Genomic DNA, 25,021 nt, shown 5'->3' with positions numbered 1-25,021 from the left:
GACGCACGCCCGGAGGCGTCGCGGGCGACGGGGACCGAAGTGGAAGGCCCCCGGTGCGCTCGCAGACCCCCCGCCGCCCGAGGCGGACCCGACTGGCCGTCGCGGGACTCGCGACCGTCGTCGCGCTCGCGCTCGCCGGATGCTCGCCCGACGTCCAGCGCGGCTGGCTCCCGGGCGACTCCGAGAACGAGATCACGAACCAGACCGGTCGCATCACGAACCTGTGGGTGGGCTCCTGGGTGGCCGCCCTGCTGGTCGGCATCCTGGTGTGGGGCCTGATCATCTGGTGCGTCGCGGTGTACCGGAAGCGCAAGGACGACGACCAGCTCCCCGTGCAGCTCCGGTACCACGTGCCGCTCGAGATCATGTACGTGATCCTGCCGATCATCATGGTCGGCGTGCTGTTCTACTACACGGCGCGCGACATGACGGCGATCCAGGACCACACCGAGGAGCCCGAGCTCACCGTCCAGGTGATCGGCAAGCAGTGGAGCTGGGACTTCAACTACGTCGACGACGACGTCTACGACACCGGCCAGCACGCGCAGGCCGTCGGGGAGACCGGCGTGCTCGCGGAGCAGCCGACCCTGTACCTGCCCGTCAACGAGCGCGTCGAGTTCCGCCTCGACGCCCGTGACGTCATCCACTCGTTCTGGGTGCCCGCGTTCCTGTACAAGCAGGACATGATCCCGGGGCGGACGAACACGTTCCAGGTGATCCCGCAGGTCGAGGGCGAGTACGTCGGCAAGTGCGCCGAGCTGTGCGGCGAGGAGCACTCGTCGATGCTGTTCAACGTGAAGGTGGTGTCGCGCGAGGAGTACGACGCGCACATCGAGGAGCTCCGGGACGCCGGCCAGGAAGGTCAGCTGGGCCTCGAGTACAACCGCCTGCAGGACGTGCGGGTCACCGGTGAGGGTGGCTCGGACGCCGAGGGCGAAGAGGGAGGCAACTGATGGCCGCCACCGTCGAGCTCGTCCCGGGGCTCGCCCCGCGACGGCAGACCCTGGGCCGCACCGTCGTCAAGTGGGTCACGTCGACCGACCACAAGACGATCGGCTACATGTACCTGATCGCCGCGTTCACGTGGTTCGCCGTCGGCGGCATCATGGCGCTGCTGATCCGCGCGGAGCTCTTCGAGCCCGGCATCCAGATCGTGCAGAGCAAGGAGCAGTACAACCAGCTCTTCACGATGCACGGCACGATCATGCTGCTGCTGTTCGCGACGCCGCTGTTCAGCGCGTTCGCGAACATCATCATGCCGCTGCAGATCGGCGCGCCCGACGTCGCGTTCCCGCGGCTGAACGCGTTCTCGTTCTGGCTCTACCTGTTCGGCGGCCTGATCGCCGCGGGCGGCTTCCTGACCCCGCAGGGCGCGGCGTCGTTCGGCTGGTTCGCGTACGCGCCGCTGTCGAACTCCGTCTACTCGCCGGGCGCCGGCGGTGACCTGTGGGTCTTCGGCCTCGCGCTGACCGGTTTCGGCACGATCCTCGGTGCGGTCAACTTCATCACCACGATCGTCACGATGCGTGCGCCCGGCATGACCATGTTCCGGATGCCGATCTTCACCTGGAACACCCTGATCACGAGCCTGCTCGTGCTGATGGCGTTCCCGCCGCTGGCCGCCGCGCTGTTCGCGCTCGGTGCCGACCGGCGGCTCGGTGCCCAGGTGTTCAACCCCGAGAACGGGGGCGCCATCCTCTGGCAGCACCTGTTCTGGTTCTTCGGGCACCCCGAGGTGTACATCATCGCCCTGCCGTTCTTCGGCATCGCGACGGAGATCCTGCCGGTGTTCAGCCGCAAGCCGGTGTTCGGCTACAAGGGCCTCGTCTACGCGACCGTGGCGATCGCCGCGCTGTCCGTGACGGTGTGGGCGCACCACATGTACGCGACCGGCGCGGTCCTGCTGCCGTTCTTCTCGCTGATGACGATGCTGATCGCCGTCCCGACCGGTGTGAAGTTCTTCAACTGGATCGGCACGATGTGGCGCGGCAAGCTCACGTTCGAGACGCCGATGCTCTGGACGATCGGCTTCCTCACCACGTTCCTGTTCGGCGGTCTGACGGGCATCATCCTGTCGAGCCCGGCGCTCGACTGGCACGTCACGGACACCTACTTCGTGGTGGCGCACTTCCACTACGTGGTGTTCGGCACGGTCGTGTTCATGATGTTCGGCGGCATGTACTACTGGTGGCCCAAGTTCACCGGCCGGATGCTCAACGAGCGCCTCGGCAAGATCCACTTCTGGCTGCTGTTCGTCGGCTTCCACATGACGTTCCTCATCCAGCACTGGCTCGGCGCGCTGGGCATGCCCCGCCGCTACGCCGACTACTCGCCGGAGGACGGCTTCACCTGGATGAACCAGGTGTCGACCATCGGCTCGATGATCCTCGCGATCTCCACGCTGCCGTTCCTGTGGAACGTCTACATCACCTGGCGCCGCGCGCCCAAGGTCACGGTGGACGACCCGTGGGGCTTCGGCCAGTCGCTGGAGTGGGCGACGTCCTGCCCGCCGCCGCGGCACAACTTCACGTCGCTGCCGCGCATCCGCTCGGAGCGCCCGGCGTTCGACCTGCACCACCCCGAGGTCGCCGCCATGGACCACGTCGAGCCCGAGCCCGGGTTCTTCGACTGGGAGTCCGAGCGCACCGGCGAGCAGGGCCTGGCGCGCGACCGCATGGAGAACGGCGGCGGCGAGCCGGAGCAGTCCGCGGCGACGATCGTCGACGACCGTCCGACCGATGGTGACGACCAGGAGGGCCGCACCCGATGAGCAGCCTCAACGAGCCCGGTGCCCGCCCCTCGGTGACGGGGGACGCGAGCACCCGCCCGCGGCACGCGATGAAGGTGGAGCCGTACCTGTTCCTGGGCGGCGTCCTGTTCTTCATCCCGATCGGCCTGCTCTACGCCTGGTGGAGCGACGGCGAGCCCGTGGGCACCGTCGGCATCCCCCTGGTGGGCGGTCTGGTCGGCATGATCGGCGGCTACCTCGCGCTGGTGGCCCGCCGCATCGACCCGCGCCCGGAGGACGACCCGGAGGCGCTGATCGCGGAGGGCGCCGGCGACCAGGGCGTGTTCAGCCCGTGGAGCTGGTGGCCGATCACGATCGCGTTCGCCGCGGCGCTGGCCTTCCTCGGCATGGCCATCGGCTGGTGGCTGCTGTACCTCGGCGTGGCGCTCGGCGTCATCGGCCTGGTGGGCTGGGTCTTCGAGTTCTCCCGCGGCCAGCACGCGCACTGAGCACGCACGCGGCCTCGTACGGGACCGACGGCGAAGGGCCGGGCACCGACACGGTGCCCGGCCCTTCGTGCGTCTGCAGAGGCCGTCAGACGGGTGTCAGACGGTCGGGACGATCAGCCCGGCGGTCTGCGTGCGGGCGCGGGCGAACCGCTCGGCCGCGTCGGCCCAGTTGACGACGTTCCACCACGCCTTGACGTAGTCCGCCTTGACGTTGACGTAGTCGAGGTAGAACGCGTGCTCCCACATGTCGAGCATGACGACCGGCACGAGGCCCAGCGGGATGTTGCCCTGCTGGTCGTACAGCTGCACGATGACGAGCTTCTGGCCGAGGGAGTCCCACGCGAGGACGGACCAGCCGGAGCCCATGATGGTCGTCGCGTTGGCCGTGAAGTGCGCCTGGAACTTGTCGAACGAGCCGAAGAACTCGTCGATCGCCGCGGCGAGCTCGCCCACGGGCTTGTCGCCGCCCTCGGGGGAGAGGTTCGCCCAGAACACCGAGTGGTTCACGTGGCCGCCGAGGTTGAACGCCAGCGTCTTCTCCAGGCCGGCCACGGCGCCGAAGTCCCCGGACTCCCGGGCGGCCGCGAGCTTCTCCAGCGCGGTGTTCGCGCCGGCGACGTAGGTCGCGTGGTGCTTGTCGTGGTGCAGCTCCATGATGCGGCCGGAGATGTGCGGCTCGAGCGCGGCGTAGTCGTAGGGCAGGTCCGGCAGGGTGTAGTCAGCCATCAGTACCTCTCGGTGCTTCGTGCCGCGGCTCTTGCGCCGCGACGGCGTCTTCGCTCACAGGCACGCCCCGCGGGGGCGGTGCGTGCCTGCTCCTGTCGTACCACGTCCGCCGCGCGGGTGCCGGTCTGCCGGCAGGCCCGGTTGCTGCGGGACGTGGTGCGGTCGGGCGCGGGGGGAGCAGGGACGACGACGCCCGGGCCTCCGACGGCCGTGGCCGCCGGTGACCCGGGCGTGGTCGGTGCTCTCCGGTCCGCGCCCACCCGGTGCAACGACCGGGTGGATCGGATGATTCCGCAGATCAGGGACGTGACGTGCCCTCGGTGTCCTCCTGCTCGGGGGCGAGGTGGCGGGCGCTGCCCGCGCCGGCGCCGATCGCCTCGTGGCGCTCCTCGTGCGCGGCCGGGAGGGCGTCGTGCCCGCCGTGCGACTGCGCCGCGACGAGCTCCGCGGGGGTGACGGGCTCGACCCGGTCCTCGTAGAACACGCGGGACAGGCGCTGGCGCAGGGCGTCCTTGCGGTACCCCTTGCGACGCACGCCGCGGGCGTCCTCCGCCGGCTCGATCTCGAGCGGGCGGCGCGGCTCGTGCTGCACGCGGAGCCAGCGCTCGTGCGCGTCGAGGGGCTTGTGCACCTCGATGTACTCGCCGGACGCGAACCGGACGATGCGCCCGGTCTCGTGGCCGTGGAGCACCAGCTCGCGGTCCTTGCGCTGCAGCGCGAAGCAGATGCGCTTCGTGAGCCAGAACGCGATCGCGGGGCCGACGAACAGCAGGACCCGGAACGTCCAGGTGATGTCGTTGATCGACAGGTGGAAGTGCGTGGCGATGAGGTCGTTCGACCCCGCCAGCACCAGGACCATGAACGCCGTGAGGAACGCGACGCCGAACGCGGTGCGGAACGGCGCGTTGCGCGGGCGGTCCAGCACGTGGTGCTCGCGGTCGTCACCCGTGGCGAACGCCTCGATGAACGGCCAGAGCGCCAGCGTCGTGAACAGGATCCCGGGGATGATCACGCCCGGCACCAGGATGTTCATCGAGACCGTGTACTCGCCGATCACGAACTCCCAGCCCGGCATGAGCCGCAGGCCGCCCTCGAGGAACAGCATGTACCAGTCGGGCTGGGCGCCCGCGGACACGACACCCGGGTCGAAGGGCCCGTAGTTCCACACGGGGTTGATCGTCATGGTCGCGGCCATCAGGGCGATGACGGCGAACACCACGAAGAAGAAGCCGCCGGCCTTGGCCACGTACACCGGGAACAGCGGGTAGCCGACGACGTTCTTGTCGGTCCGGCCCGAGCCCGGGTACTGCGTGTGCTTGTGCAGCACGACGAACAGCAGGTGCAGGGCGATCAGCGCGAGGATGATCGCGGGGATCAGCAGGATGTGCACCGTGAACAGGCGGGGGATCAGCTCCGTGCCCGGGAACTCGCCGCCGAACAGGCCGAGCGAGATGTACGAGCCGGCGATCGGGATCGCGCGGGCCACGCCGTCGGCGATGCGCAGGCCGTTGCCGGACAGCACGTCGTCGGGGAGCGAGTAGCCGGAGAAGCCGGCCAGCAGGCCCAGGATCATCAGCGTGAAGCCGACGAGCCAGTTCAGCTCGCGCGGCTTGCGGAACGCCCCGGTGAAGAACACGCGCATCATGTGCGTGACGATCGACGCCATGAAGATCAGGGCCGCCCAGTGGTGGATCTGCCGCATGAGCAGACCGCCGCGGACCTCGAACGACAGGCGCAGCGTCGAGGCGAACGCCTCGGACATCTGCACGCCGTTCATCGCGGCCCAGGGGCCCTCGTAGTGCACCTCGGTCATGGAGGGCACGAAGAACATGGTGAGGAACGTGCCCGAGATCAGCAGCACGACGAAGGAGTACAGCGCGATCTCACCCAGGAGGAACGACCAGTGGTCGGGGAAGATCTTGCGGGCGAACTCCTTGACCGCGCCACCGATGCCGGTGCGCTGGTCCAGGTAGTCGGCGGTCCCTGCCGCCGCGCGCGCGACACCCGTGGGGGGTGCGCTGGGGGAGTCGACGGTGCTCACGTGAGGCGCTCCCAGAAGGACGGGCCGATCGGCTGGTTGAAGCCGTCCTGGGCGACGAGGTAGCCCTCGTCGTCGACGGTGATGGGCAGCTGGGGCAGCGGCCGCTTCGCCGGGCCGAAGACGACCTTGGCGCCGTCGGCGGCGTCGAAGGTCGACTGGTGGCACGGGCAGAGGATGTGGTGGGTCTGCTGCTCGTACAGCGCCACGGGGCAGCCGACGTGCGTGCAGATCTTCGAGAAGGCGATGATGCCGTCGTACGACCAGCCCTCGCCCTGCTCGGACTTGAGGTCACGCGGGTCCATCCGGACCAGCAGGACGACGGCCTTGGCCTTCTCGTCCAGCGGGTGCGGCGTCTCCTCGAGGCCCTCGGGGATGACGTGGAACACCGAGCCGATCGTCACGTCGGCGGCCTTGATGGGCCGGCCGCTCGGGTCGATCGTGAGCTTGGTGCCCTTCTTCCACATGGTGCGCTTGGACCGGGAGACGTCCCAGTCGCCGCCGAGGTTGCCGACCAGCGGCACGGCGATGCCCAGCGGGAACAGGGCCAGCGAGGTGACCATCGCGCCCTTGAGCACGCCGCGGCGGCCGATCGACGAGTCCTTGACGCCCTCGCGCAGGGCCTCGACGGCCTTCACGCGCGTGGCGTCGGACGTCCGGGTCGGGTGCCGGTCCTCGGAGCGCTCGTGGTCGCTCATGAGCGCCTTGGCCCAGTGCACGGCCGCCGCGCCGATGCCGGCGAGCGACAGGAACAGCCCGAGGCCCAGCAGCAGGTTGGACAGCCGCATGCTGCCGACGGTCTCGCCCGGGGGGACCAGGGCGTAGGCCACGACGGCGCCGATCGCGCCGAGGATCGACAGGGTGAACAGGGCGACGACCTGCCGCTCGGCGCGCTTGTTCGCCTTCGGGTCGGAGTCGCCCACGCGGGCGCGGTGGCCCTCGAGGCCCGGGTCCTCGAACCGCTCCGGCACCGCGGGGGTGCCGGACCGGGCCGTGAGGTCGGTCGAGGGGTCGTGGGACGAGTTCACGAGGACTTGGCTCCGATCCAGACCGAGGCGCCGATCAGCAGACCGATGCCGACCACCCAGGCCCACAGGCCCTCGCTGACGGGGCCGAGCGAGCCGAGCGTGAGGCCGCCGGGCGAGCCCTCCCGCTGGTCGTCGAGGTACGCGATGATGTCGCGCTTCTCGTCGGGGGTGATGTTCGCGTCGTTGAACACCGGCATCGACTGCGGGCCGGTGAGCATCGCCTCGTAGATGTGCGTGGGGGTGGTGTCGTCCAGCGCCGGGGCCCACTTGCCCTGGGACAGGGCGCCGCCGGCGCCGACCGCGTTGTGGCACATGGCGCAGTTCGTGCGGAACAGGGCCATGCCGTTCGCGGCGTCGCCGAGCTCGGGGTCGACCTGCTCCGCGGTGGGAACCGAGGGGCCCGCGCCGAGGGAGGCGACGTAGGCCGCGAGCTGGTCGATCTGGTCCTGGTCGAACTGGACCGGCTTGGCCTGGATCTGCGCGCCGTTCATCTGCGCGGGCATGCGGCCGGTGCCGACCTGGAAGTCGACGGCCGCGGCGCCCACCCCGATGAGGGAGGGGCCGCCGGCGCCGCCGTCGGTGGCCACACGGCCCTCCGCGGACGGGCCGTGGCAGGTGGCGCAGTTGGCCTGGAACAGCTTCTGGCCGGCGGCGATGTCGTCCTCGCCGGCCGCTGCCTGCGCCGCGTCGGCGCTGGCGGGCTGGGCGATGGCGTACACGGCACCGGTCAGCAGCAGCGCCAGCAGGAGCAGCACCACCGGGGCGAACCGGTGGTGCCTGCGGGCGGCGAGTGCCTTCACGGATGGATCCTCGTCTCGGGCGTGCGGGGGGCGTCGGTGCGGGGGGTGCGCGTCGTCACTTGATCAGGTAGATCGTCGCGAACAGCGCGATCCAGACCACGTCGACGAAGTGCCAGTAGTAGGACGTGACGATGGCGGTCGTGGCCTCGTGGTGGCCGAACCGCCGGGAGGTGAACGAGCGGCCCATCAGGAACAGGAACGCGAGCAGGCCGCCGACCACGTGCAGGCCGTGGAAGCCCGTCGTGAGGTAGAACACCGAGCCGTACGGGCTGGACGAGATCGTCAGGCCCTCGTGCACCAGCTCGGCGTACTCGAAGATCTGCCCGCCGATGAAGAAGGCACCCATGACGTAGGTCAGGGTCATCCACTCGTTCATGCCCCAGCCCTTGACGTTCAGCAGGCCGCCGGAGCGCACCGGCTGGAACCGCTCCGCCGCCCACACGCCCATCTGGCACGTCACCGACGACAGCACCAGCACCGTGGTGTTGATCGCCGCGAAGGTGATGTTGAGCTTGTCCGTCTGGACCGCCCACTCCTCGGTGACCGTGGCGCGGAGCGTGAAGTACATGGCGAAGAGGCCCGCGAAGAACATGAGCTCCGAGGCCAGCCACACGATCGTCCCGACCGACACGGGGTTCGGTCGGTTGACGCTCACATGGGGAGCGGAGGCGGGGGCAGCCGTTGCGGTCGTCACGCACGTCAGTATGGCCGAAAACCTCCGCACATGGGTCACAAGTCCCAGAGCGTCGGGGAGGTTTCTGTCACACCGTCACCTCGTTCCCGGTGTTCAGCGGCCCGCCGGGGCGTCCGCGGCCGGGTGGCAGATCGGCGTGCCAAGATGCGGGGAGGGACGCGCCACCGCTCGCGTCCCGTCCGCACGAGTGGAGGACCACCATGGCCGCTGACCGCCTCGACGCCGAGCACGACGCCGTCGTGCCGGGACCGCGCATCCTCCTGTACAGCGACGACTCCGGCACGCGCGCGCAGGTGCGCCTCGGCGTCGGCCGCCGCCTGGGTCGCGGGGCGCCGGACATCCGGTGGAGCGAGGTCGCCACGCCGCAGGCCGCCCTGCAGCAGGCGGAGACGGGTGAGTACGACCTGCTCGTCCTGGACGGCGAGGCCGGCAAGGTCGGCGGCATGGCGCTCGCGCGGCAGGTCAAGGACGAGGTCTTCCGGTGCCCGCCCGTGCTCGTGCTGACGGGCCGCCCGCAGGACGCCTGGCTCGCCGCCTGGTCCGACGCCGACGCGGTCGTCTCCCAGCCGCTCGACCCGGTCGAGCTGCACGACGCCGTCGCCGGGCTGCTGTCCCGGGCCCCCGCGGCATGACCGAGGCGGTCACCTGGTCCGACCTCCTGGCCGCGCTCGTCGCGCGCGAGGACCTGAGCGAGGCGCAGACCGCCTGGGCGATGGACCAGATCATGTCCGGCGAGGCGTCGCCCGCGCGGATCGCCGGGTTCCTGGTCGGGCTGCGCGCGAAGGGGGAGACGGTCACGGAGCTGACCGCCCTCGCCGACACGATGCTCGCGCACGCCGTCCGGTTCGAGGTCCCCGGCCGCGCCGTCGACATCGTCGGCACCGGCGGCGACCGCGCGCACACCGTCAACGTCTCCACCATGGCGTCCCTGGTGGTCGCGGGCACCGGGGTGCGCGTCGTCAAGCACGGCAACCGGGCCGCGTCGTCGTCCTCGGGGTCCGCCGACGTGCTCGAGGCCCTCGGCATCCGGCTCGACCGCACGCCCGAGCGCGTCGCGCAGCTGGCGCACGAGGTCGGCATCACGTTCTGCTTCGCCCTGACGTTCCACCCCGCGATGCGCCACGTGGCCGTCGCCCGGCGCGACCTCGGCATCGGGACGGTCTTCAACTTCCTCGGGCCGCTCACCAACCCCGCCCAGCCCGCCGCCGCCGCGATCGGCGTCGCCGACGCCCGCATGGCCGGGCTGGTCGCCGGGGTGCTCGCGCGCCGCGGCACCGAGGCGCTGGTGTTCCGCGGGGACGACGGCCTCGATGAGCTCGCGCCCACCGGGACGTCGCACGTCTGGCACGTCACCGGGGGCCAGGTCGCGGAGCACGTGCTCGACCCCGTCGCCGACCTCGGGCTGACGCGGCTGACCGTCGCGGACCTGCGCGGCGCCGACGCGGAGTTCAACGCCGGGGTCGCGCGCGCCGTGCTCGCCGGCGAGGACGTCGCGTCCCGCGAGACCGTGCTGCTGAACGCGGCCGCGGCCCTCGTCGCCGACGGCAGCCTGCCGGGGACCGGCGCGGACGGCGGCGACCTGGTGGAGCGGCTGCGGGCGGCGCTGGAGCACGCCCGCCGCTCGGTCGACGACGGCGCGGCGTCGGAGGTCCTCGCCCGCTGGCGCGCGGCGGCCTGACCCCCGCCGCACGCTGCACCGCGTCGAGACCGCAGTACCCGGGCGGTTCGGGTGCCGACGACCCCCCGGGTGCTGGAGTCTCGGCGCGCGGGGCGGTGCGGGGTCAGTCGATGCCGAGGGCGAACGCCTGCTCGAGGTCGTGCTGCGAGTAGGTGCGGAACGCGATGAACGTCTGGGTGCTGACGACGCCCTCCACCTTGCTCACCCGGTCCGCGATGATGTCCGCGAGCTCCTCGTGCTCCCGGACGCGGACCATCGCGATGAGGTCCACGCCGCCGGTGACGGAGTAGACCTCGCTCACGCCGGGGATCTCGGCGATCGCGGCGGCGGCCTCGGGGATGCGGGCGGCGTCGGTGTCGATGTGCACGATGGCGGTCAGCATGACGCCATCATGCCGCGCCGGCGGACCCCGCGGAGCCGTCCTGCCGCCCTCGACCCTGCAGCGCCCGGTGGAGAGCCGCCTGCGCGCGCTCGAACCGCCCGTCGCGCTCGGCCCGGGAGTCGGGGAGGGGACCGTCGGCGTCGTCCACGGCTGTCCCGGCGTACGTGGCTCCCGGGGTGGTGTGGGTGTCCCGGGCGTCCTCGCCGTCCTGGGTGTCGTCGCCCTCGTCCGCGCCGGCCCACCCAGCGGGTCGCCCGGCTGCCACGGCCTCCGCGGGGTCGGTGCGCGCCTGGGCCGACCGCACCGGGTACGACCAGGGCGTGCTGACGCTGACGATCCGCACCCCCGGCCGCCCGAGCCAGGCGAGCACGAGGTCGGCCTCCTCGGGGTGACCCGCGGGTGCGGGCGGCACCGGGGCAGGCACGTGCTCGCCGGTCACGCGCAGGGACTCGATGGACGGCGACGGGTCGGTGCGCGGTGGCACGAGCGCCGTCCCGGCGAGCCGGCCGTGCCGCACGAGCACCACTTCCCAGCCGCCGGCGTCGGTCCGCCGGGCGGCGACGAGCTCGGCGCACGCCGCGAGTGGGGCCAGCCGCTGCGCACGGGCCGCGCCCCGCAGGAACGCCGCGAGCCGGTCGCGGACGGTCGCCGCCTCCTCGTACCGCTCCTGGCGGGCGAGGGCCCCGATCCGGTCGCCGTGCGCGTCGACCACGTCGGCGGGGTCGCCGGTCATGGACTCGCGGACGCGGTCGACCGTCGCGGCGTACTCGGCGGCGGCCTCGGGGCGCACGCACGGCGCCGGGCAGCGCCCGATCTCCGCGAGGTGGCAGGCGCTCGCGCCGGGGGCGGGCACGAGGGGCAGGCGGGCGGTGCACCGGCGGATCGCGAAGGCGTCGTGCAGCGCCTCGACCGCGGACTGCGCGGCGGCCCGGGACGCGAACGGCCCGATGTGGGTGGCGTCGTCGCGGACCTCGCGGACGACGGAGAGCCGCGGGAACGCCTCGGCCGTCAGCCGCACCCACGGCATGCGCTCGGGGGAGCGGGACCGCCGGTTGTACCGGGGGGTGTGCTCCGCGATGAGCCGGAGCTCGCGCACCTGCGCCTCCAGCGGCGTGGCGCACACGACCGGCGTCACCGCCTGGGCGATCCGCACCATCTCCCGCATCCGGGACCGCTTCTCGGCGGCGGTGAAGTAGGAGCGCACGCGCTTGCGCAGCGAGGTGGACGTCCCGACGTACAGCACCTCGTCCTTCGGGCCGCGGAACAGGTAGACGCCGGGGGCGTCCGGGAGCCCGTCCGCGAGGGTGCGCTTGCGCCGCACGTCCGCGGGCACGGGGTCGGCGGCGGTCGCCAGGTCCTCGAGGTGCGTGATCCCCAGGGGCGCGAGCCGGCTCAGCAGGGCGTGCAGCACGTCCACGGTCGCGCGGGCGTCGGCCAGGGCGCGGTGCTCCGGGACGGTGGTCGCGTGGAACAGCGCGGCGAGGGTGCTCAGCTTGTGGTTCGGCGCCTCGTCGCGCGTGACCACCCGGCGCGCGAGCCGCACGGTGTCCACCACCGGGAACCCCGGCCAGGCGTGGCCGGTCGCGGCGGCGGCGGCCTTGAGGAACCCGACGTCGAAGGGCGCGTTGTGCGCGACCAGCACCGACCCGCGCGCGAACTCGAGGAACGACGGCAGCACCTCCTCGATCCGCGGCGCGCCGATCACCATCGCGGTCGTGATGCCGGTGAGGACCTGGATCTGCGCGGGCACCGGGCCGCCCGGGTCGACCAGGGTCTGGAACTCGCCCAGCACCTCGCCGCCGCGCACCTTCACCGCGCCGACCTCGGTGATCGCCGACGCCCCCGGCGCCGCGCCCGTCGTCTCGAGGTCGACCACCACGAACGTCACGTCCGACAGCGGGGTCCCGATGTCGTCCAGGGTCACCTGCACCGGCCTGCCGACGGGCTGCTGCATGAGGTCGAGGCGAGGCGGGACGGGGGACCGGTGGACCATGCCCGGCACGCTAACGGCCGGGTCCGACACGGCTGCCGCCGCCGACCGCCCCTGCCCGTGCGACCTGCGTGCCCGTAGGGTGACGCGCATGTCCGTCCCCGTCCCCGCCGCCGTGCGCGCGGCCGCGTCGGCGCTGGCGGCAGAGGTGCTGGGGGCGCTCGAGCCCGCGGCGGTCCCCGCGTCGCTCGCCGCGGTGCGCCGGTTCGCGCCGCGCCGGCGGGCCACCTCCGGGGCCGGGCCGCTGTGGGCGGCGCTCGAGCAGGACGACGCCTTCCGGGCCAGGGTCGCCCGCGCCTGGTCGCACGCGCACCCGGCGCAGGCCGCGGAGCTGCTCGCCGACGCGGCGGCCGTCGCGACCGACGCGCCCGCCGTCGCGACCGACGCGCCCGCCGTCGCGACCGACGGGCCGGCCGTCCCCGCCGACGGGAGCGCCGCCGACCGGCTCGCCCGCGCGGTGGGCGCCGTGCTCCTGCGCCCCGAGGGCTGGCCGGACCTGCTTCCGCCGGCGGACGCCGGGCCCGCGCCGGCCTCCGAGGCCGACGCGCCCACCGCGTCCCACCCCGCCGAGGCGGACCGCGTGGCCGCCCGGCTCGCCGCCCGCCTCGACGCGGAGTCCGCCCGCGCCGACGCCGCCGAGGCCGAGCTGGCGGCGCTGCGCAAGGAGCTGCGCCGGCTCCGGTCCGACGCCGACCGTGCCCGGTCCGAGTCCCGCCGCGCCGCCGAGCACGCCGCCGAGGTGGCCGCGGCGGCGGAGCGGGTGCACGCCGAGGCCGCCCGCGTCCGCGCCGCCGCCGACGAGGACCGCGCCCGCGCCGACGCTCTGGCCCGGGCGGCGCGCGAGGACGCCGCCGTGCTGCGGGACCTGGCGGAGGTCCGGGTGCGGCTGCTGCTCGACACGGTCGTCGAGGCGGGCGCGGCGCTCCGCACGGAGCTCGCGCTGCCGCCGGCGGGCCGGATGCCGGCGGACCTGGTCGCCCCCGCGCCGGGGACCGGTGCCGCGCCGCGCGCGACGTCCCGCGGCCGCGGCGCCGACGACCCCGCCCTGCTGGACGACCTGCTCGCGATGCCGCGCGCGCACCTGGTGGTCGACGGCTACAACGTCTCCAAGCGCGCGTGGCCGGAGCAGCCGCTCGCCGAGCAGCGCCGGCGCCTGACCGAGCGGCTGGCCACCCTCGCCGGCCGCACGGGCGCGGAGGTCACCTGCTGCTTCGACGGCCAGGAGAAGGGCCAGGAGCGGGCGGCCCCAGGTCCCCGCGGCGTGCGCGTCCTGTTCTCCGCGGGGGAGATCGCCGATGACCTGATCCGGCGGCTGGTCCGCGCGGAGCCGACCGGGCGCGTGGTGGTCGTGGTGACGAGCGACCGCGCGCTGGGTGCGGACGTCGAGGCCGCGGGCGCGCGGGTGCTGCCGTCTGCCACCCTGCTGGCCCGCCTCGGCCGGGTCTGACCGCCGCAGTCGCCGCGCGACGGGTGCCGGTGCGGGAATCCCGCGCCGGCACCGACGTCAGCCCGCGTGCTCCTCGCGGTAGATCGCCTCGACGTCTCCCGCGAAGTCCTTGAGGACGTGCGTGCGCCGGACGCTGAGCTTCGGCGTCAGGTGCCCGCTCGCGATCGTCAGGTCGCGGTCGAGGATGCGGTACTTGCGGATCGACTCGGCGCGGGAGACCGCGCGGTTCGCCCGCTCGACGCCCTGGTCGATGGAGGCCAGCACCTCGGGGTCCGTGGCGGCCTCGGCGGCCGTGAGCGGCGGGCGGCCGTGCGCGGCGCACCAGCCGGGGAGCCCCTCCGCGTCGAGCGTCACGAGCGCCCCGATGAAGGGCCGGCCGTCGCCGACGACGACGACCTGGCTGATCAGCGGGTGGGCGCGCAGCCGGTCCTCGAGCACAGCGGGGGCGACGTTCTTGCCGCCCGCGGTGACGATGATCTCCTTCTTCCGGCCGGTGATCCGCAGGTAGCCGTCGTCGTCCAGCGACCCCAGGTCGCCGGTGCGGAACCAGCCGTCGTGGAACACCTCGGCCGTCGCGGTGGGGTTGCCGTGGTACTCCCGGAACACCTGGTGCCCGCGGACCTCGACCTCCCCGTCGGCGGCGATCCGGACCGAGGTGCCGGGCAGGGGAGGCCCGACGGTGCCGATCCGCGTCCTGCCGGGCATGTTCACCGTGGCGGGCGCGGTGGTCTCGGTGAGGCCGTAGCCCTCGAGGACCTTCAGGCCGATGCCCCGGAAGAAGTGACCGAGCCGCTCGCCCAGCGGCGCCCCGCCCGAGATCGCCCACTCGACCCGGCCGCCCATGGCGTCGCGGAGCTTGTGGAACACCAGGCGGTCGGCGACCTTGTGCTGCACGGTCAGCGCCAGCCCGGGCCGGCCGTCGTCGAGCGCGCGGGAGTACGCGATCGCGGTGCGCGCGGCCCACTGGAAGATCTTCAGCCTCCCGCCGGCCGCGGCCTTCTGCTCCGCCGAGTTGTAGACCTTCTCGAACACGCGCGGCACCGACAGGATGAACGTCGGCCGGAACTCCACGAGGTCCGCGAGCAGCTGCTTGGTGTCGGGCGTGTGCCCGAGCACCGCGCCGGCCGGCACGCACAGGACCTCGACGAACCGGGCGAAGACGTGCGCCAGCGGCATGAACAGCAGCGTGCGCGACCCGGGCGTGGCGACGACCTCGTGCAGCCCCTCGACGGCGTTGCGCGCCAGCACCGCGAAGTTCCCGTGCGTGAGCTCGACGCCCTTGGGCCGCCCGGTGGTGCCGGAGGTGTAGATCAGCGTGGCGAGGTCGTCGCGACCGGCGTACCGGCGCCGGCGCTCGAGCTCGGCGTCGGGCACCCCCGTGCCGTCGGCCTCCAGCTGCTCGACCGCGCCGTCGTCGATGACCAGGACGTCCCGCAGCAGCGGCGCCTCGGGCCGCACCTCGGCGACCGTCGCGGCGTGCTCCGCGGACTCGACGACGACGAGCGTGACGGCCGCGTCCGTCAGGATCCAGTGCACCTGCTCGGCGGACGAGGTCTCGTAGACGGGCACGGGCACCGCACCGGCGGTCCACAGCGCCCAGTCGAGCAGGGTCCACTCGTACCGGGTGCGGGACATGATCCCGACGCGGTCGCCGGGCTCGACGCCGTGCGCGGCGAACCCGCGCGCGACGGCACGGACGCGGCGGTCGAACTCCCGGGCGCTGACGGTGTGCCACGAGGTCCCGGTGCGGGGCGTCTTGTACTCGATGATCGGCCCGTCGCCCGTGGCGGCGACGCGCGCGTCGAGCAGGTCGAGCAGGTTCTCCCGCGGGCCCGTCTCGACGAGCAGGGGGGTGCTGAACTCCTCCATGTCTGGCTCCATTGTCAGAAAGTCGAAGGTTGGGCGCAGCATAAGGGACCAAGGTCCCGATCGCCGATGTCCGGCGCGTCGCCTCACCCGCGCGAGGGAGCGCGAGGGCCCGCGGCGGTGGGAGCGTGTGCAGCGATGTCGGGTTCGCACGCTAGCGTGGGGGCGCACGCGCGCAGTGCTGCCGCCGCCGCACCGGAGCGCACCGCGCCCGGGGCCGGTGGCCCGCGCCGTGCGGCTGGGGAACCTCTCACGCGGAAGCAGGGAAGCATGCACGCCATCGGTGTGGACATCGGCGGGACGAAGATCGCCGCCGGTGTGGTCGACGAGGACGGCCGGATCATCGCGAAGACGCGTCGTGACACCGACCCGCGCGACTCCGCCAGCGTCGACCGGGGCGTCATCGAGGCCTGCCAGGAGCTCGCCGAGCAGCACGAGGTCGGCGCGATCGGCCTCGCCGCCCCGGGCTTCATCGCCGCGGACCAGTCGACGGTGCTCTTCACCCCGAACCTGCCGTGGCGCGAGCACCCGCTGCGGGACATCGTCGCCAAGGAGCTGGGCGGCGACGTGAAGATCGTCGTCGAGAACGACGCGAACGCCGCCGGCTGGGCCGAGTTCCGGTTCGGCGCGGCGCGCGACGTCCAGGACATGCTCCTGCTGACCATCGGCACGGGCCTCGGCGGCGCGCTCGTCGTCGGCGGGAACCTGGTCCGGGGCGCGTGGGGCGTCGCGGCCGAGGTCGGGCACATGCGCGTCGTCCCCGGCGGGCACTACTGCGGCTGCGGCCACGAGGGCTGCTGGGAGCAGTACGCCTCCGGCAGCGCCCTGGTGCGGGACGCGCAGTCCGCCCTCATCACCCAGCCCGAGCGCGGTGGCCGGCTGCTCGAGCTCGCGGGCGGTGACGCCGACGAGCTCACCGGCCCCCACGTCACGCAGGCGGCCCAGGAGGGCGACGCGCTCGCCGTCGAGCTGCTCGCGGAGCTCGGCCGCTGGATCGGGGAGGGCTCCGCGTCCGTCGCGGCGCTGCTCGACCCCGCGATCGTCGTGATCGGCGGCGGCGTGAGCGCCGCGGGCGACCTCCTGCTGGCCCCCGCCCGTCGCGCGTTCCTCGACCAGCTGTCGGCCCGCGGTCACCGGCCCGAGGCGACGTTCGCGCTGGCGTCGATGGGCAACGACGCGGGGATCGTCGGCGCGGCGGACCTCGCCCGCCGCTGACGTCACCCGGCCCGGGCGGCGACGTCAGACGACGGCGCCGTCCGAGTCGTCGTGGTCGTCGTCGCGCCGCTGGGGCATCCGCCAGACCAGCAGCGCCACGCCGAGCACGAACACCGCCGCGGAGGCCTGCAGCACCGCGGAGGGCGCGCCGCGCCACGCGACGACCACGACGAGCCACAGCAGCGGCATGCCCGTGACCGCCAGCCAGGCCATCGTCAGCAGCGGGTCGCCGCCCAGGACCGGCCCGGGATCGGGCGGCCGGAAGTGCTCGGCCTCGTCGACGCGCCGCTCCGCGTCGTCCATCTGGCCGGTCGCGTCCCAGTCCCTGCCGGTGGCCGGTGCGGGCCCGACGGGTCCCGCGGGTCCCTCGTCGCCGTCGGGCCGGGCCGGGCGCACGACGCGCCGGTCGGTCACCCAGGGCGCGACGGGGTAGGTTACGGCGGGACCGGACGACGTCCGCGGGTCGTCCTGGCCTGCGGGAGCGGCGTCCGGCGGCGTCACCGTGGCGGTCGGGTCCCCGTCGCCGCGCAGGTCGGCCACGATCGCGGCCCACTGCTCGTCGGAGACGTGGAGGGGGTCCGGACGCCCCTCGGGCGCGTCGTCGCGGTCGTCGCCGTCGGGTGACGGGTCGGGGCGGTCGGGACGCGGGGCCATGGCAGCACTCTAGAGTCGGCTCCGAGCACAGGGCACGGGGACGACGCACAGCCGGCCCGCGGCGACGAGGGCGAGAGGTGGCAGGTTGTTCTACTGGTTCATGAAGCGGGTCCTGGTGGGCCCGCTGCTGCACCTGCTGTTCCGCCCCTGGGTGCGGGGCGCCGAGCACGTGCCCACCGACGGTGCGGCGATCCTCGCCAGCAACCACCTCGCCGTCATCGACTCGTTCTTCCTGCCGCTGGTCCTGGACCGCGAGATCGTGTTCATCGGCAAGAACGAGTACTTCACGGGGCGTGGCCTCAAGGGTCGCCTCACCGCGGGGTTCATGCGCGGGGTCGGCACGATCCCCGTGGACCGCAGCGGTGGCAAGGCCTCGGAGGCGGCGCTGCGCACCGGCCTGAACCGGCTCGCCGAGGGCAAGCTCTTCGGCATCTACCCCGAGGGCACCCGCAGCCTCGACGGCCGCCTGTACCGCGGCAAGACCGGCGTGGCCCGGATGGCGCTGGAGTCCGGCGCCCCGGTCATCCCCGTCGCGATGATCGACACCGACAAGGCGCAGCCGCTCGGCCAGCGCTTCCCGCGCCCGCGCCGCATCGGCGTCGTGATCGGCGAGCCGCTCGACTTCAGCCGGTACCGCGGCATGGAGAACGACCGGTTCATCCTGCGCTCGGTGACCGACGAGATCATGTACGCGCTCATGGCGCTGTCCGGCCAGGAGTACGTGGACATCTACGCGGCGACGCAGAAGGCCCGCATCGCCACGGGGCACCCCGCCGCGACCGGTCCGGCCGCCCCGGAGCGCACCGCCCCCGGCGGCCGCGCGGTGCCCGATGTCCAGGTTCCGGTCCCGCCGGAGGACGAGTCCCCGGCTCAGTAGGATGAGCCTGCTGCCGCGGTGACCGCGGCGGCACCCCGGACCTCGGTCCCGGGTCCGGTCCGCGTCCGTCGCCTTGGGTGATCTGCGGGCCGCCGAATGCGGCTGTGCTGTTCTGTGCTGTTCAACGAGAGGTGTGTCTCATGTCGGTTCGTCGCGTCGCGCTCCTGACCGCGGGTGGCTTCGCTCCGTGCCTGTCCTCGGCCGTCGGTGGTCTGATCGAGCGGTACACCGAGATCGCCCCCGAGATCGAGATCATCGCCTACCAGCACGGCTACCACGGGCTCCTGCGCGGCGACAAGATCGTCATCGACGCCGAGGGCCGCGCCCAGGCGCCGCTGCTGCACCGGTTCGGCGGCTCGCCGATCGGCAACTCGCGCGTGAAGCTCACGAACGCCGCGGACTGCGTCAAGCGCGGGCTGGTCGCCGAGGGCCAGGACCCGCTGCAGGTCGCGGCCGAGCAGCTCAAGGCGGACGGCGTCGACGTGCTGCACACGATCGGCGGCGACGACACGAACACCACCGCGGCCGACCTCGCCGCGTACCTGGCGGACAACGACTACGGCCTGACCGTCGTCGGCCTGCCGAAGACCATCGACAACGACGTGGTGCCGATCAAGCAGTCGCTCGGCGCGTGGACCGCCGCCGAGGAGGCCGCGGGCTTCGCCGCGAACATCATCGGCGAGCACCGCTCGGGGCCGCGCATGCTCATCGTGCACGAGGTCATGGGCCGGCACTGCGGCTGGCTCACCGCCGCCGCCGCCGCCGAGTACCGCAAGTGGCTCGACACCCAGGAGTGGGCCCCGGCCCTCGGCCTGACGCGCGAGCGCTGGGACATCCACGCGGTCTTCCTGCCCGAGCTGGCCCTCGACATCGACGCCGAGGCCGCGCGCCTCAAGGCGATCATGGACGAGCAGGGCAACGTCAACATCTTCCTGTCCGAGGGTGCGGGCATGCACGAGATCGTCGAGCAGCTCGAGGCCTCCGGCGCCGAGGTGCCGCGCGACCCGTTCGGCCACGTCAAGCTCGACACGATCAACCCGGGCCAGTGGTTCGCGAAGCAGTTCGCCGAGAAGCTGGGCGCCGAGAAGGTCATGGTCCAGAAGTCCGGGTACTACTCGCGCGCCGCGGCCGCGAACGCCGAGGACCTGCGCCTCATCAAGTCGATGACCGACCTGGCCGTCGAGTGCGCCCTGCGCGGCGAGGCCGGCGTCATCGGCCACGACGAGGAGGACGGCGACCGCCTCAAGGCCATCGCGTTCCCGCGCATCGCCGGCGGCAAGGCGTTCGACGTCTCGCAGCCCTGGTTCGGCGCGCTCCTGGAGGGCATCGGGCAGTCCCTGGTGCCCGCGACGGCGCACTGATGAGCGTCGAGGCGGACCCGCGGGTGCTCGAGGGCCTCGAGCACTGGCGGTCGCTGCCCGTCACGCAGCAGCCGGCGTGGCCGGACCGGGACGCCCTCGCGCGCGTCACCGGCCGGCTCGCCGGCCTGCCGCCGCTGGTGTTCGCGGGGGAGTCCGACGCGCTGCGCGGCCAGCTCGCGGCCGCCGGGCGCGGCGAGGCGTTCCTGCTGCAGGGCGGTGACTGCGCGGAGACCTTCGCGGAGGCGACGGCCGACAACATCCGCGGCAAGATCATGACCGTCCTGCAGATGGCCGTCGTGCTGACGTACGGCGCCAGCCTGCCGGTCATCAAGATGGGCCGGATGGCGGGGCAGTACGCGAAGCCGCGGTCGTCCGACTCGGAGACCCGCGACGGCGTCACCCTGCCCGCGTTCCGGGGCGACATCATCAACGGCTTCGAGTTCACGCCCGAGGCCCGCACGCCCGACCCGGAGCGGCTGCTCGACGCGTACCACACGTCCGCGTCGACGCTGAACCTGATCCGCGCGTTCACCACGGGCGGCTTCGCGTCCCTGCTGCGCGTGCACGAGTGGAACCGCGGGTTCACCGCCAACCCGGCGTACGCGCGCTACGAGGAGATCGCGGCGGAGATCGACCGCGCGATCCGGTTCATGGCGGCGTGCGGGGCGGACTTCGACGCCCTGCGGACCGTGGACTTCTACTCGAGCCACGAGGGGCTGCTGCTCGACTACGAGCGGCCCCTGACGCGGATCGACTCCCGGACCGGCCTGCCGTACGACTGCTCGGCGCACTTCCTGTGGATCGGGGAGCGCACCCGGCAGCTCGACGGGGCGCACGTCGACTACTTCAGCCGCGTGCACAACCCCCTCGGCATCAAGCTCGGCCCGACGTCCACCGCGGACGACGCGCTGCGCCTGATCGACAAGCTCAACCCGAGTGCCGAGCCGGGCCGCATCACGTTCATCACCCGCATGGGCGCCGGCAAGATCCGGGACCTGCTCCCCTCGCTGGTGGAGAAGGTCACGGCGGACGGCCGCCCGGTCACCTGGGTGTGCGACCCGATGCACGGCAACGGCATCACGTCGGCCTCCGGGTACAAGACCCGGCGGTTCTCCGACGTGATGGACGAGGTCGCCGGGTTCTTCGAGGTGCACCGCGCGCTGGGCACCGTCCCGGGCGGGCTGCACATCGAGCTCACCGGCGACGACGTCACCGAGGTGCTCGGCGGCGCCGAGGAGATCGACGACGCCGGGCTGGCCCGCCGGTACGAGACGCTCGTCGACCCGCGGCTGAACCACCAGCAGTCGCTGGAGCTCGCGTTCCAGGTCGTGGAGCTGCTGCGCCGGAGCTGAGGCCCGACGCGACGACGCCCGCACCGGCCCCGAGGGGGCGGGTGCGGGCGTCGTCGTCTGCGCGGGTGTCCGGGCGGGAGCGTCGCGGGCCGGCTCAGACCACGGTGAGGGTGATCGTCGTCCCCTTGGGGACCGCCTGCTCCGCGGGCACGCTCTGGTCACGCACGGTGCCGAAGAGGCCGCCGAGGATGTTGCGCCGCTCGGCCTTGAGCCCGAGGCCGTCGAGGATCGTCGCGGCCTCGTCGTACTGCTTGCCGGTGAGGTTCGGCATGGGGACCGTCTCGGGGCCCTTGGAGACCGTGAGCGTCACGGTGTCCGTGCGGTGCCCCTGGGTGCCGCCCGCCGGGTCCTGGGCGATGACGTCTCCGGCGGGGACGGTGTCGCTGAACGCCTCCTGCGGGTTGACCGCGAGCCCGAGGGACTCGAGCTGCGCCTTGGCCTCGTCGAACGACGCGCCGGTCACGGACACGATGGTCACCGGCTGCGGCCCGTCGGAGATGGTCAGGTACACCGTGGAGCCGCGCTTGACCTTCGCCCCGTCGGCGAGCGGCGCCTGGTCCGCGTCGGTGACCGCGAGCACGCCGCCGAGCCCGACGGCGTCGTGCCAGAAGTCGCCCTCGACGTAGTCGACCTGCAGGTCCGCCGCCAGGAGCGCCTCCTCCGCGACGGCCTGCTGGGCGTGCAGGAGGCCGCCGGGCAGGTCCACGAGGTCCGGACCGCGCGACACCGACAGCTGCACCGTGCCGTCCTTGCGGACCCGCTCGCCGTCGCCCGGGTCGGCGGCGAAGACGGTGCCCACCGGGGCGGTGTCGTCGAACGCCTGGACCGGGTCCGCGCCGAGGCCGGCGTCCTCGAGCAGGGCGACCGCCTGGTCCTCGGTCAGCGAGGTGACCGCGGGGACCGTCGTGTAGGCCCCGGGACCGGCCGCGAGGTACCACCACGTGCCGCCGCCGACCAGCGCGACCAGCAGCACGCCCACGGCGACCCAGCGCCCCCACCGGCGGCGCCGGGCCGGGGTGTCGCCCGGGGCGGGGCCGCCGGCCGTCACCATGCCGATCGGCAGGGCGACGGTGCGCCCCGGCGCGTCGATCCGGGTCGTCGCGCCGGCCGGGGACTCGTCGTCGGCGTCGTCGACCGAGGAGCCGTCGACGCGGGTGGCGGCACCGCCGGCCGACGCGCCGGGGGCGGCGTCGTCCGCGTCGGTCGCCTGCGGCAGGGTGACGGCCGGCGGCACGTCGACGCGGCGGTCGAGGGTCGCCGGGTCCAGGGCCGCGCGGGTCCGCCGGAGCAGCGCCAGGGCCGCGGAGGCGTCGGCGGGCCGGTCGTCGGGCTCGCGCGCGGCGAGCGCCCCGACGAGCTCGTCGACCTCGACGGGCAGCCAGGACGCCGTGTCCGAGGGCGGCGGCACGTCGGAGTTGACGTGCTGGAACGCGATCTGGATGGGCGTCTCGCCGGTGAAGGGCTGCGCGCCCGTGAGCATCTCGTAGAGCAGGACGCCGGCGGCGTACACGTCGGTGCGGGCGTCGCTGGCCCCGCGGACGACGAGCTCGGGGGCGAGGTACGCGACCGTGCCGAAGACGGTGCCGGTCGTGGTGGACGTGACCTCGGTGACGGCCCGGGCGAGCCCGAAGTCGGCGACCTTGATCCGCCCGTCGGTCGCCATCAGCACGTTCTCGGGCTTGACGTCGCGGTGCACCAGGCCGGCGCGGTGCGCCGCGGCCAGGGCGTCGAGGACGTGCTCGCCGACGTCGAGCGCCTCGCCGACGGTCAGGGACCCGCGCTCGGCGAGGTGGCGGCGCAGGTTCACGCCGTCGACGTACTCCATGGTCAGGTAGGAGGTGTCGCCGTCCAGGCCCTGGTCGTACACGCCCACGAGTCCCGGGTGGGTGAGCCGCGCAGCGGCGCGGGCCTCGCGCCGGAACCGGGCGACGAAGTCCGAGCCGGCGCCGCCCTCCGCGAGGTGCGGGTGCATGACCTTGAGAGCGACGTCCCGGTCGAGCCGCCGGTCCACCGCCAGGTACACGGTCGCCATGCCGCCGCGCGCGATGCGCGACACGACCTCGTAGCGCCCGTCGACCAGCTGGCCGACGAGCGGATCGGTGACGGTTGCTCCCACGGGCCGAAGTCTACGGGCGCGGTCCGGCCAGACCCGGCAGGCCGCGGCTCAGTAGCGCGTCATGTGGGTCTGGACGTTCGCCACGTAGCGGCGGGTGTCGCTGAACATGCCGTTCCGCTTCACCGAGGACGAGCCCTGGTAGTAGCTGGCGATGGCCGTCGACAGGTCCGGCGAGGTGCGCACGAGCTGGCGCAGGATCGCCACGCCCGCCACGACGTTGTCGTCCGGGTCGATGAGGTTCAGCTGGCGGCCGACGAGCTGCGAGGCCCACTCGCCGGAGCTCGGGATGACCTGCATCGTCCCGATCGCGTTGGCGGGGGAGACCGCGGTGTGGTTGAAGCCGGACTCCTGGAACGCGATCGCCTGGGCGAGCGCGGGGTCGACCCCCATCGAGCGCGCGGTCGCGGCGACCTTCGCCTGCATCTGGGCGCGGGACGGCACACCCATGGCGAGCAGGCTCGCCTTGTTGGCGTTGGCCGACGCCACCACGCTCGGCGCGTAGGTGCGGCCGAGGAACGTGTTCCCGACCAGCGCGGTCCCGCCCGAGGACGCCGGGGCGCCCGCCGCCGGGGCGCCCGGGACGGTGAGCGTCTGACCGACGCGGATGAACGCGCGGGAGTCCAGCCCGTTGGCGGCCACGATCGCCGACACCGTCGTGCCGTAGCGCGACGCGATCGCCGAGACCGTCTCTCCCGAGGCGACGGTGTGCGTGCCGCCGGTCGTCGCGGGGGCCGCGGCAGCGGGGGCCGCGGCCGCGCCGGACGCCCCGGGCACGGTGAGCGTCTGGCCGACGCGGATGAACGCGCGGGAGTCCAGCCCGTTCGCGGCGACGACCGCGGAGACGGTGGTGCCGTAGCGCTTCGCGATGGCCGACACCGTCTCGCCGGAGGCGACGGTGTGGGTGCCGCCGGTCGCCGCGGGGGCCGCGGCAGCGGGGGCCGCGGCCGCGCCGGACGCGCCGGGGACCGTGAGCGTCTGCCCCACGCGGATGAAGGCGCGGGAGTCGAGGCCGTTGGCGGCGCTGATCGCGGCGACGGTCGTGCCGTACCGCTTCGCGATGGCCGACACGGTCTCGCCCGAGGCGACCGTGTGGCTGCCGCCGGCCGTGCTGGGTGCCGCGGGAACGGCCGGGGCCGCGGCGGTGGGGATGGTCAGCTGCTGGCCCTCACGGATGAAGGCGCTGGTGCTCAGGCCGTTGGCGCTGCGCACCGCGGTGACGGTCGTGCCGTAGCGCGCGGCGATGTGGCTGACCGTGTCCCCGCTGCGGACCGTGTACTGGTCGTCGGCGTGGGCGGCGCCGCCCGAGGCCGTGACGGCGACGGCGGCGATGGCGATCGCGCCGGTCCCCGTGGCGAGCCGGCGACCACGGCGTGCGCCGGTGCGCGGGGTCGCGCCGTCCCCGCGGCTGCGGTCGGCCTGGTCCGTGAGGGCGAGGGCGGGCTGCGTCATGGTGAGGACCCCTGTGCTGAGACGACGTGGTGCAGTGACCTGCGGTGCCTGTGTGGCTGATGTGACTGATGTGACCAGTGCGACGGTAGACCACCCGCGGAGCCCTGGGAA

General features: G+C 73.5%; 21 protein-coding genes. 10 read left to right on the top strand and 11 right to left on the bottom strand.

Going from position 1 to position 25,021, the window contains the following annotated elements; translation table 11 throughout:
* Positions 1-53: 53 nt before the first annotated feature.
* The 3 genes from ctaC (at position 54) to QNH85_RS04760 (ending at position 3,237) form a co-directional block, all read left to right on the top strand.
* Complete coding sequence (gene ctaC / locus QNH85_RS04770; protein WP_282945028.1) at positions 54-953, top strand: aa3-type cytochrome oxidase subunit II; 900 nt, start codon at positions 54-56, stop codon at positions 951-953.
* Complete coding sequence (ctaD, locus tag QNH85_RS04765) at positions 953-2,770, top strand: aa3-type cytochrome oxidase subunit I (protein WP_282945027.1); 1,818 nt, start codon at positions 953-955, stop codon at positions 2,768-2,770. Before ctaC ends, ctaD begins: the two co-directional genes overlap by 1 nt.
* A 68-nt stretch (positions 2,771-2,838) precedes the next feature.
* Positions 2,839-3,237: a cytochrome c oxidase subunit 4 gene (locus tag QNH85_RS04760; protein ID WP_213282953.1), complete on the top strand. Its 399-nt coding sequence runs from the start codon at positions 2,839-2,841 to the stop codon at positions 3,235-3,237.
* Positions 3,238-3,333: 96 nt separating this feature from the next.
* On the opposite strand, the gene QNH85_RS04755 is transcribed toward QNH85_RS04760, so the two are convergent.
* The 5 genes from QNH85_RS04755 to ctaE form a co-directional block, all read right to left on the bottom strand.
* Complete coding sequence (locus QNH85_RS04755) at positions 3,334-3,963, bottom strand: superoxide dismutase (RefSeq protein WP_282945026.1); 630 nt, start codon at positions 3,961-3,963, stop codon at positions 3,334-3,336.
* 298 nt (positions 3,964-4,261) lie between these two features.
* Complete coding sequence (qcrB, locus tag QNH85_RS04750; protein WP_282945025.1) at positions 4,262-6,004, bottom strand: cytochrome bc1 complex cytochrome b subunit; 1,743 nt, start codon at positions 6,002-6,004, stop codon at positions 4,262-4,264.
* The gene (gene qcrA / locus QNH85_RS04745) at positions 6,001-7,029 is read right to left on the bottom strand and encodes a cytochrome bc1 complex Rieske iron-sulfur subunit (protein WP_282945024.1); all 1,029 of its coding nucleotides are present in this window, start codon (positions 7,027-7,029) and stop codon (positions 6,001-6,003) included. Before qcrA ends, qcrB begins: the two co-directional genes overlap by 4 nt.
* The gene (qcrC, locus tag QNH85_RS04740; RefSeq protein ID WP_282945023.1) at positions 7,026-7,829 is read right to left on the bottom strand and encodes a cytochrome bc1 complex diheme cytochrome c subunit; all 804 of its coding nucleotides are present in this window, start codon (positions 7,827-7,829) and stop codon (positions 7,026-7,028) included. The genes qcrA and qcrC overlap by 4 nt, the downstream gene beginning before the upstream one ends.
* 55 nt (positions 7,830-7,884) lie before the next feature.
* A complete protein-coding gene (ctaE, locus tag QNH85_RS04735; protein ID WP_428830362.1) occupies positions 7,885-8,532 on the bottom strand; it encodes an aa3-type cytochrome oxidase subunit III in 648 nt (215 codons plus the stop codon).
* 191 nt (positions 8,533-8,723) lie between these two features.
* Here ctaE and QNH85_RS04730 point away from each other — a divergent pair, with 191 nt between their 5' ends.
* Positions 8,724-9,155: a response regulator gene (locus QNH85_RS04730; RefSeq protein WP_282945021.1), complete on the top strand. Its 432-nt coding sequence runs from the start codon at positions 8,724-8,726 to the stop codon at positions 9,153-9,155.
* On the top strand, positions 9,152-10,201 hold the full coding sequence (gene trpD, locus QNH85_RS04725) for an anthranilate phosphoribosyltransferase (RefSeq protein WP_282945020.1): 1,050 nt from the start codon (positions 9,152-9,154) through the stop codon (positions 10,199-10,201). Before QNH85_RS04730 ends, trpD begins: the two co-directional genes overlap by 4 nt.
* Before the next feature lie 103 nt (positions 10,202-10,304).
* Here trpD and QNH85_RS04720 read toward each other — a convergent pair whose 3' ends face one another.
* Both QNH85_RS04720 and QNH85_RS04715 read right to left on the bottom strand, forming a co-directional pair.
* Positions 10,305-10,583 (bottom strand): Lrp/AsnC family transcriptional regulator, encoded by a 279-nt coding sequence (locus QNH85_RS04720; RefSeq protein ID WP_213282946.1) that lies wholly within the window; start codon positions 10,581-10,583, stop codon positions 10,305-10,307.
* Between the two features lie 7 nt (positions 10,584-10,590).
* Entirely contained in the window at positions 10,591-12,576 is a 1,986-nt protein-coding gene (locus tag QNH85_RS04715) for a DEDD exonuclease domain-containing protein (protein WP_428830358.1), read from the bottom strand.
* A gap of 88 nt (positions 12,577-12,664) precedes the next feature.
* Here QNH85_RS04715 and QNH85_RS04710 point away from each other — a divergent pair, with 88 nt between their 5' ends.
* On the top strand, positions 12,665-14,020 hold the full coding sequence (locus tag QNH85_RS04710) for an NYN domain-containing protein (protein ID WP_282945019.1): 1,356 nt from the start codon (positions 12,665-12,667) through the stop codon (positions 14,018-14,020).
* 57 nt (positions 14,021-14,077) lie between these two features.
* Here QNH85_RS04710 and QNH85_RS04705 read toward each other — a convergent pair whose 3' ends face one another.
* The gene (locus tag QNH85_RS04705; RefSeq protein WP_282945018.1) at positions 14,078-15,889 is read right to left on the bottom strand and encodes an AMP-dependent synthetase/ligase; all 1,812 of its coding nucleotides are present in this window, start codon (positions 15,887-15,889) and stop codon (positions 14,078-14,080) included.
* Positions 15,890-16,156: 267 nt separating this feature from the next.
* On the opposite strand from QNH85_RS04705, the gene QNH85_RS04700 reads away from it, so the two are divergent.
* Positions 16,157-17,101, top strand: coding sequence for an ROK family glucokinase (locus QNH85_RS04700; protein ID WP_213283285.1), 945 nt, complete (start codon positions 16,157-16,159; stop codon positions 17,099-17,101).
* 24 nt (positions 17,102-17,125) lie between these two features.
* Here QNH85_RS04700 and QNH85_RS04695 read toward each other — a convergent pair whose 3' ends face one another.
* The gene (locus tag QNH85_RS04695; protein ID WP_213283284.1) at positions 17,126-17,755 is read right to left on the bottom strand and encodes a hypothetical protein; all 630 of its coding nucleotides are present in this window, start codon (positions 17,753-17,755) and stop codon (positions 17,126-17,128) included.
* An 85-nt stretch (positions 17,756-17,840) separates the two neighbouring features.
* Here QNH85_RS04695 and QNH85_RS04690 point away from each other — a divergent pair, with 85 nt between their 5' ends.
* From QNH85_RS04690 to QNH85_RS04680, 3 genes are all read left to right on the top strand, one after another.
* Entirely contained in the window at positions 17,841-18,632 is a 792-nt protein-coding gene (locus QNH85_RS04690) for a lysophospholipid acyltransferase family protein (RefSeq protein ID WP_282945017.1), read from the top strand.
* Positions 18,633-18,772: 140 nt separating this feature from the next.
* Complete coding sequence (locus QNH85_RS04685; protein ID WP_282945016.1) at positions 18,773-19,993, top strand: pyrophosphate--fructose-6-phosphate 1-phosphotransferase; 1,221 nt, start codon at positions 18,773-18,775, stop codon at positions 19,991-19,993.
* The gene (locus QNH85_RS04680; RefSeq protein WP_213283282.1) at positions 19,993-21,345 is read left to right on the top strand and encodes a class II 3-deoxy-7-phosphoheptulonate synthase; all 1,353 of its coding nucleotides are present in this window, start codon (positions 19,993-19,995) and stop codon (positions 21,343-21,345) included. The genes QNH85_RS04685 and QNH85_RS04680 overlap by 1 nt, the downstream gene beginning before the upstream one ends.
* 94 nt (positions 21,346-21,439) lie before the next feature.
* Here the strand turns inward: QNH85_RS04680 and pknB are convergent, their stop codons facing one another.
* The gene (gene pknB, locus QNH85_RS04675; RefSeq protein ID WP_282945014.1) at positions 21,440-23,461 is read right to left on the bottom strand and encodes a Stk1 family PASTA domain-containing Ser/Thr kinase; all 2,022 of its coding nucleotides are present in this window, start codon (positions 23,459-23,461) and stop codon (positions 21,440-21,442) included.
* Positions 23,462-23,509: 48 nt separating this feature from the next.
* A complete protein-coding gene (locus QNH85_RS04670; RefSeq protein ID WP_282945013.1) occupies positions 23,510-24,910 on the bottom strand; it encodes a LysM peptidoglycan-binding domain-containing protein in 1,401 nt (466 codons plus the stop codon).
* Between the last annotated feature and the right edge of the window lie 111 nt (positions 24,911-25,021).

The organism is Cellulomonas endometrii, assembly GCF_949769265.1.
GTDB lineage: Bacteria > Actinomycetota > Actinomycetes > Actinomycetales > Cellulomonadaceae > Cellulomonas > Cellulomonas endometrii.
The sequence above is the reverse complement of the archived record's forward strand: the minus strand, read 5'-3'. Positions and strand labels throughout refer to the sequence as shown.

What these genes read in the sequence shown, in the direction of transcription:
- QNH85_RS04705 (WP_282945018.1), bottom strand. Translation starts at nt 15,889, where the DNA reads ATGGAGGAGTTCAGCACCCCCCTGCTCGTCGAGACGGGCCCGCGGGAG.
- QNH85_RS04685 (WP_282945016.1), top strand. Translation starts at nt 18,773, where the DNA reads ATGTCGGTTCGTCGCGTCGCGCTCCTGACCGCGGGTGGCTTCGCTCCG.
- QNH85_RS04680 (WP_213283282.1), top strand. Translation starts at nt 19,993, where the DNA reads ATGAGCGTCGAGGCGGACCCGCGGGTGCTCGAGGGCCTCGAGCACTGG.
- QNH85_RS04755 (WP_282945026.1), bottom strand. Translation starts at nt 3,963, where the DNA reads ATGGCTGACTACACCCTGCCGGACCTGCCCTACGACTACGCCGCGCTC.
- trpD (WP_282945020.1), top strand. Translation starts at nt 9,152, where the DNA reads ATGACCGAGGCGGTCACCTGGTCCGACCTCCTGGCCGCGCTCGTCGCG.
- QNH85_RS04730 (WP_282945021.1), top strand. Translation starts at nt 8,724, where the DNA reads ATGGCCGCTGACCGCCTCGACGCCGAGCACGACGCCGTCGTGCCGGGA.
- QNH85_RS04715 (WP_428830358.1), bottom strand. Translation starts at nt 12,576, where the DNA reads ATGGTCCACCGGTCCCCCGTCCCGCCTCGCCTCGACCTCATGCAGCAG.
- QNH85_RS04720 (WP_213282946.1), bottom strand. Translation starts at nt 10,583, where the DNA reads ATGCTGACCGCCATCGTGCACATCGACACCGACGCCGCCCGCATCCCC.
- QNH85_RS04760 (WP_213282953.1), top strand. Translation starts at nt 2,839, where the DNA reads ATGAAGGTGGAGCCGTACCTGTTCCTGGGCGGCGTCCTGTTCTTCATC.
- QNH85_RS04695 (WP_213283284.1), bottom strand. Translation starts at nt 17,755, where the DNA reads ATGGCCCCGCGTCCCGACCGCCCCGACCCGTCACCCGACGGCGACGAC.
- ctaD (WP_282945027.1), top strand. Translation starts at nt 953, where the DNA reads ATGGCCGCCACCGTCGAGCTCGTCCCGGGGCTCGCCCCGCGACGGCAG.
- QNH85_RS04710 (WP_282945019.1), top strand. Translation starts at nt 12,665, where the DNA reads ATGTCCGTCCCCGTCCCCGCCGCCGTGCGCGCGGCCGCGTCGGCGCTG.
- QNH85_RS04670 (WP_282945013.1), bottom strand. Translation starts at nt 24,910, where the DNA reads ATGACGCAGCCCGCCCTCGCCCTCACGGACCAGGCCGACCGCAGCCGC.
- QNH85_RS04700 (WP_213283285.1), top strand. Translation starts at nt 16,157, where the DNA reads ATGCACGCCATCGGTGTGGACATCGGCGGGACGAAGATCGCCGCCGGT.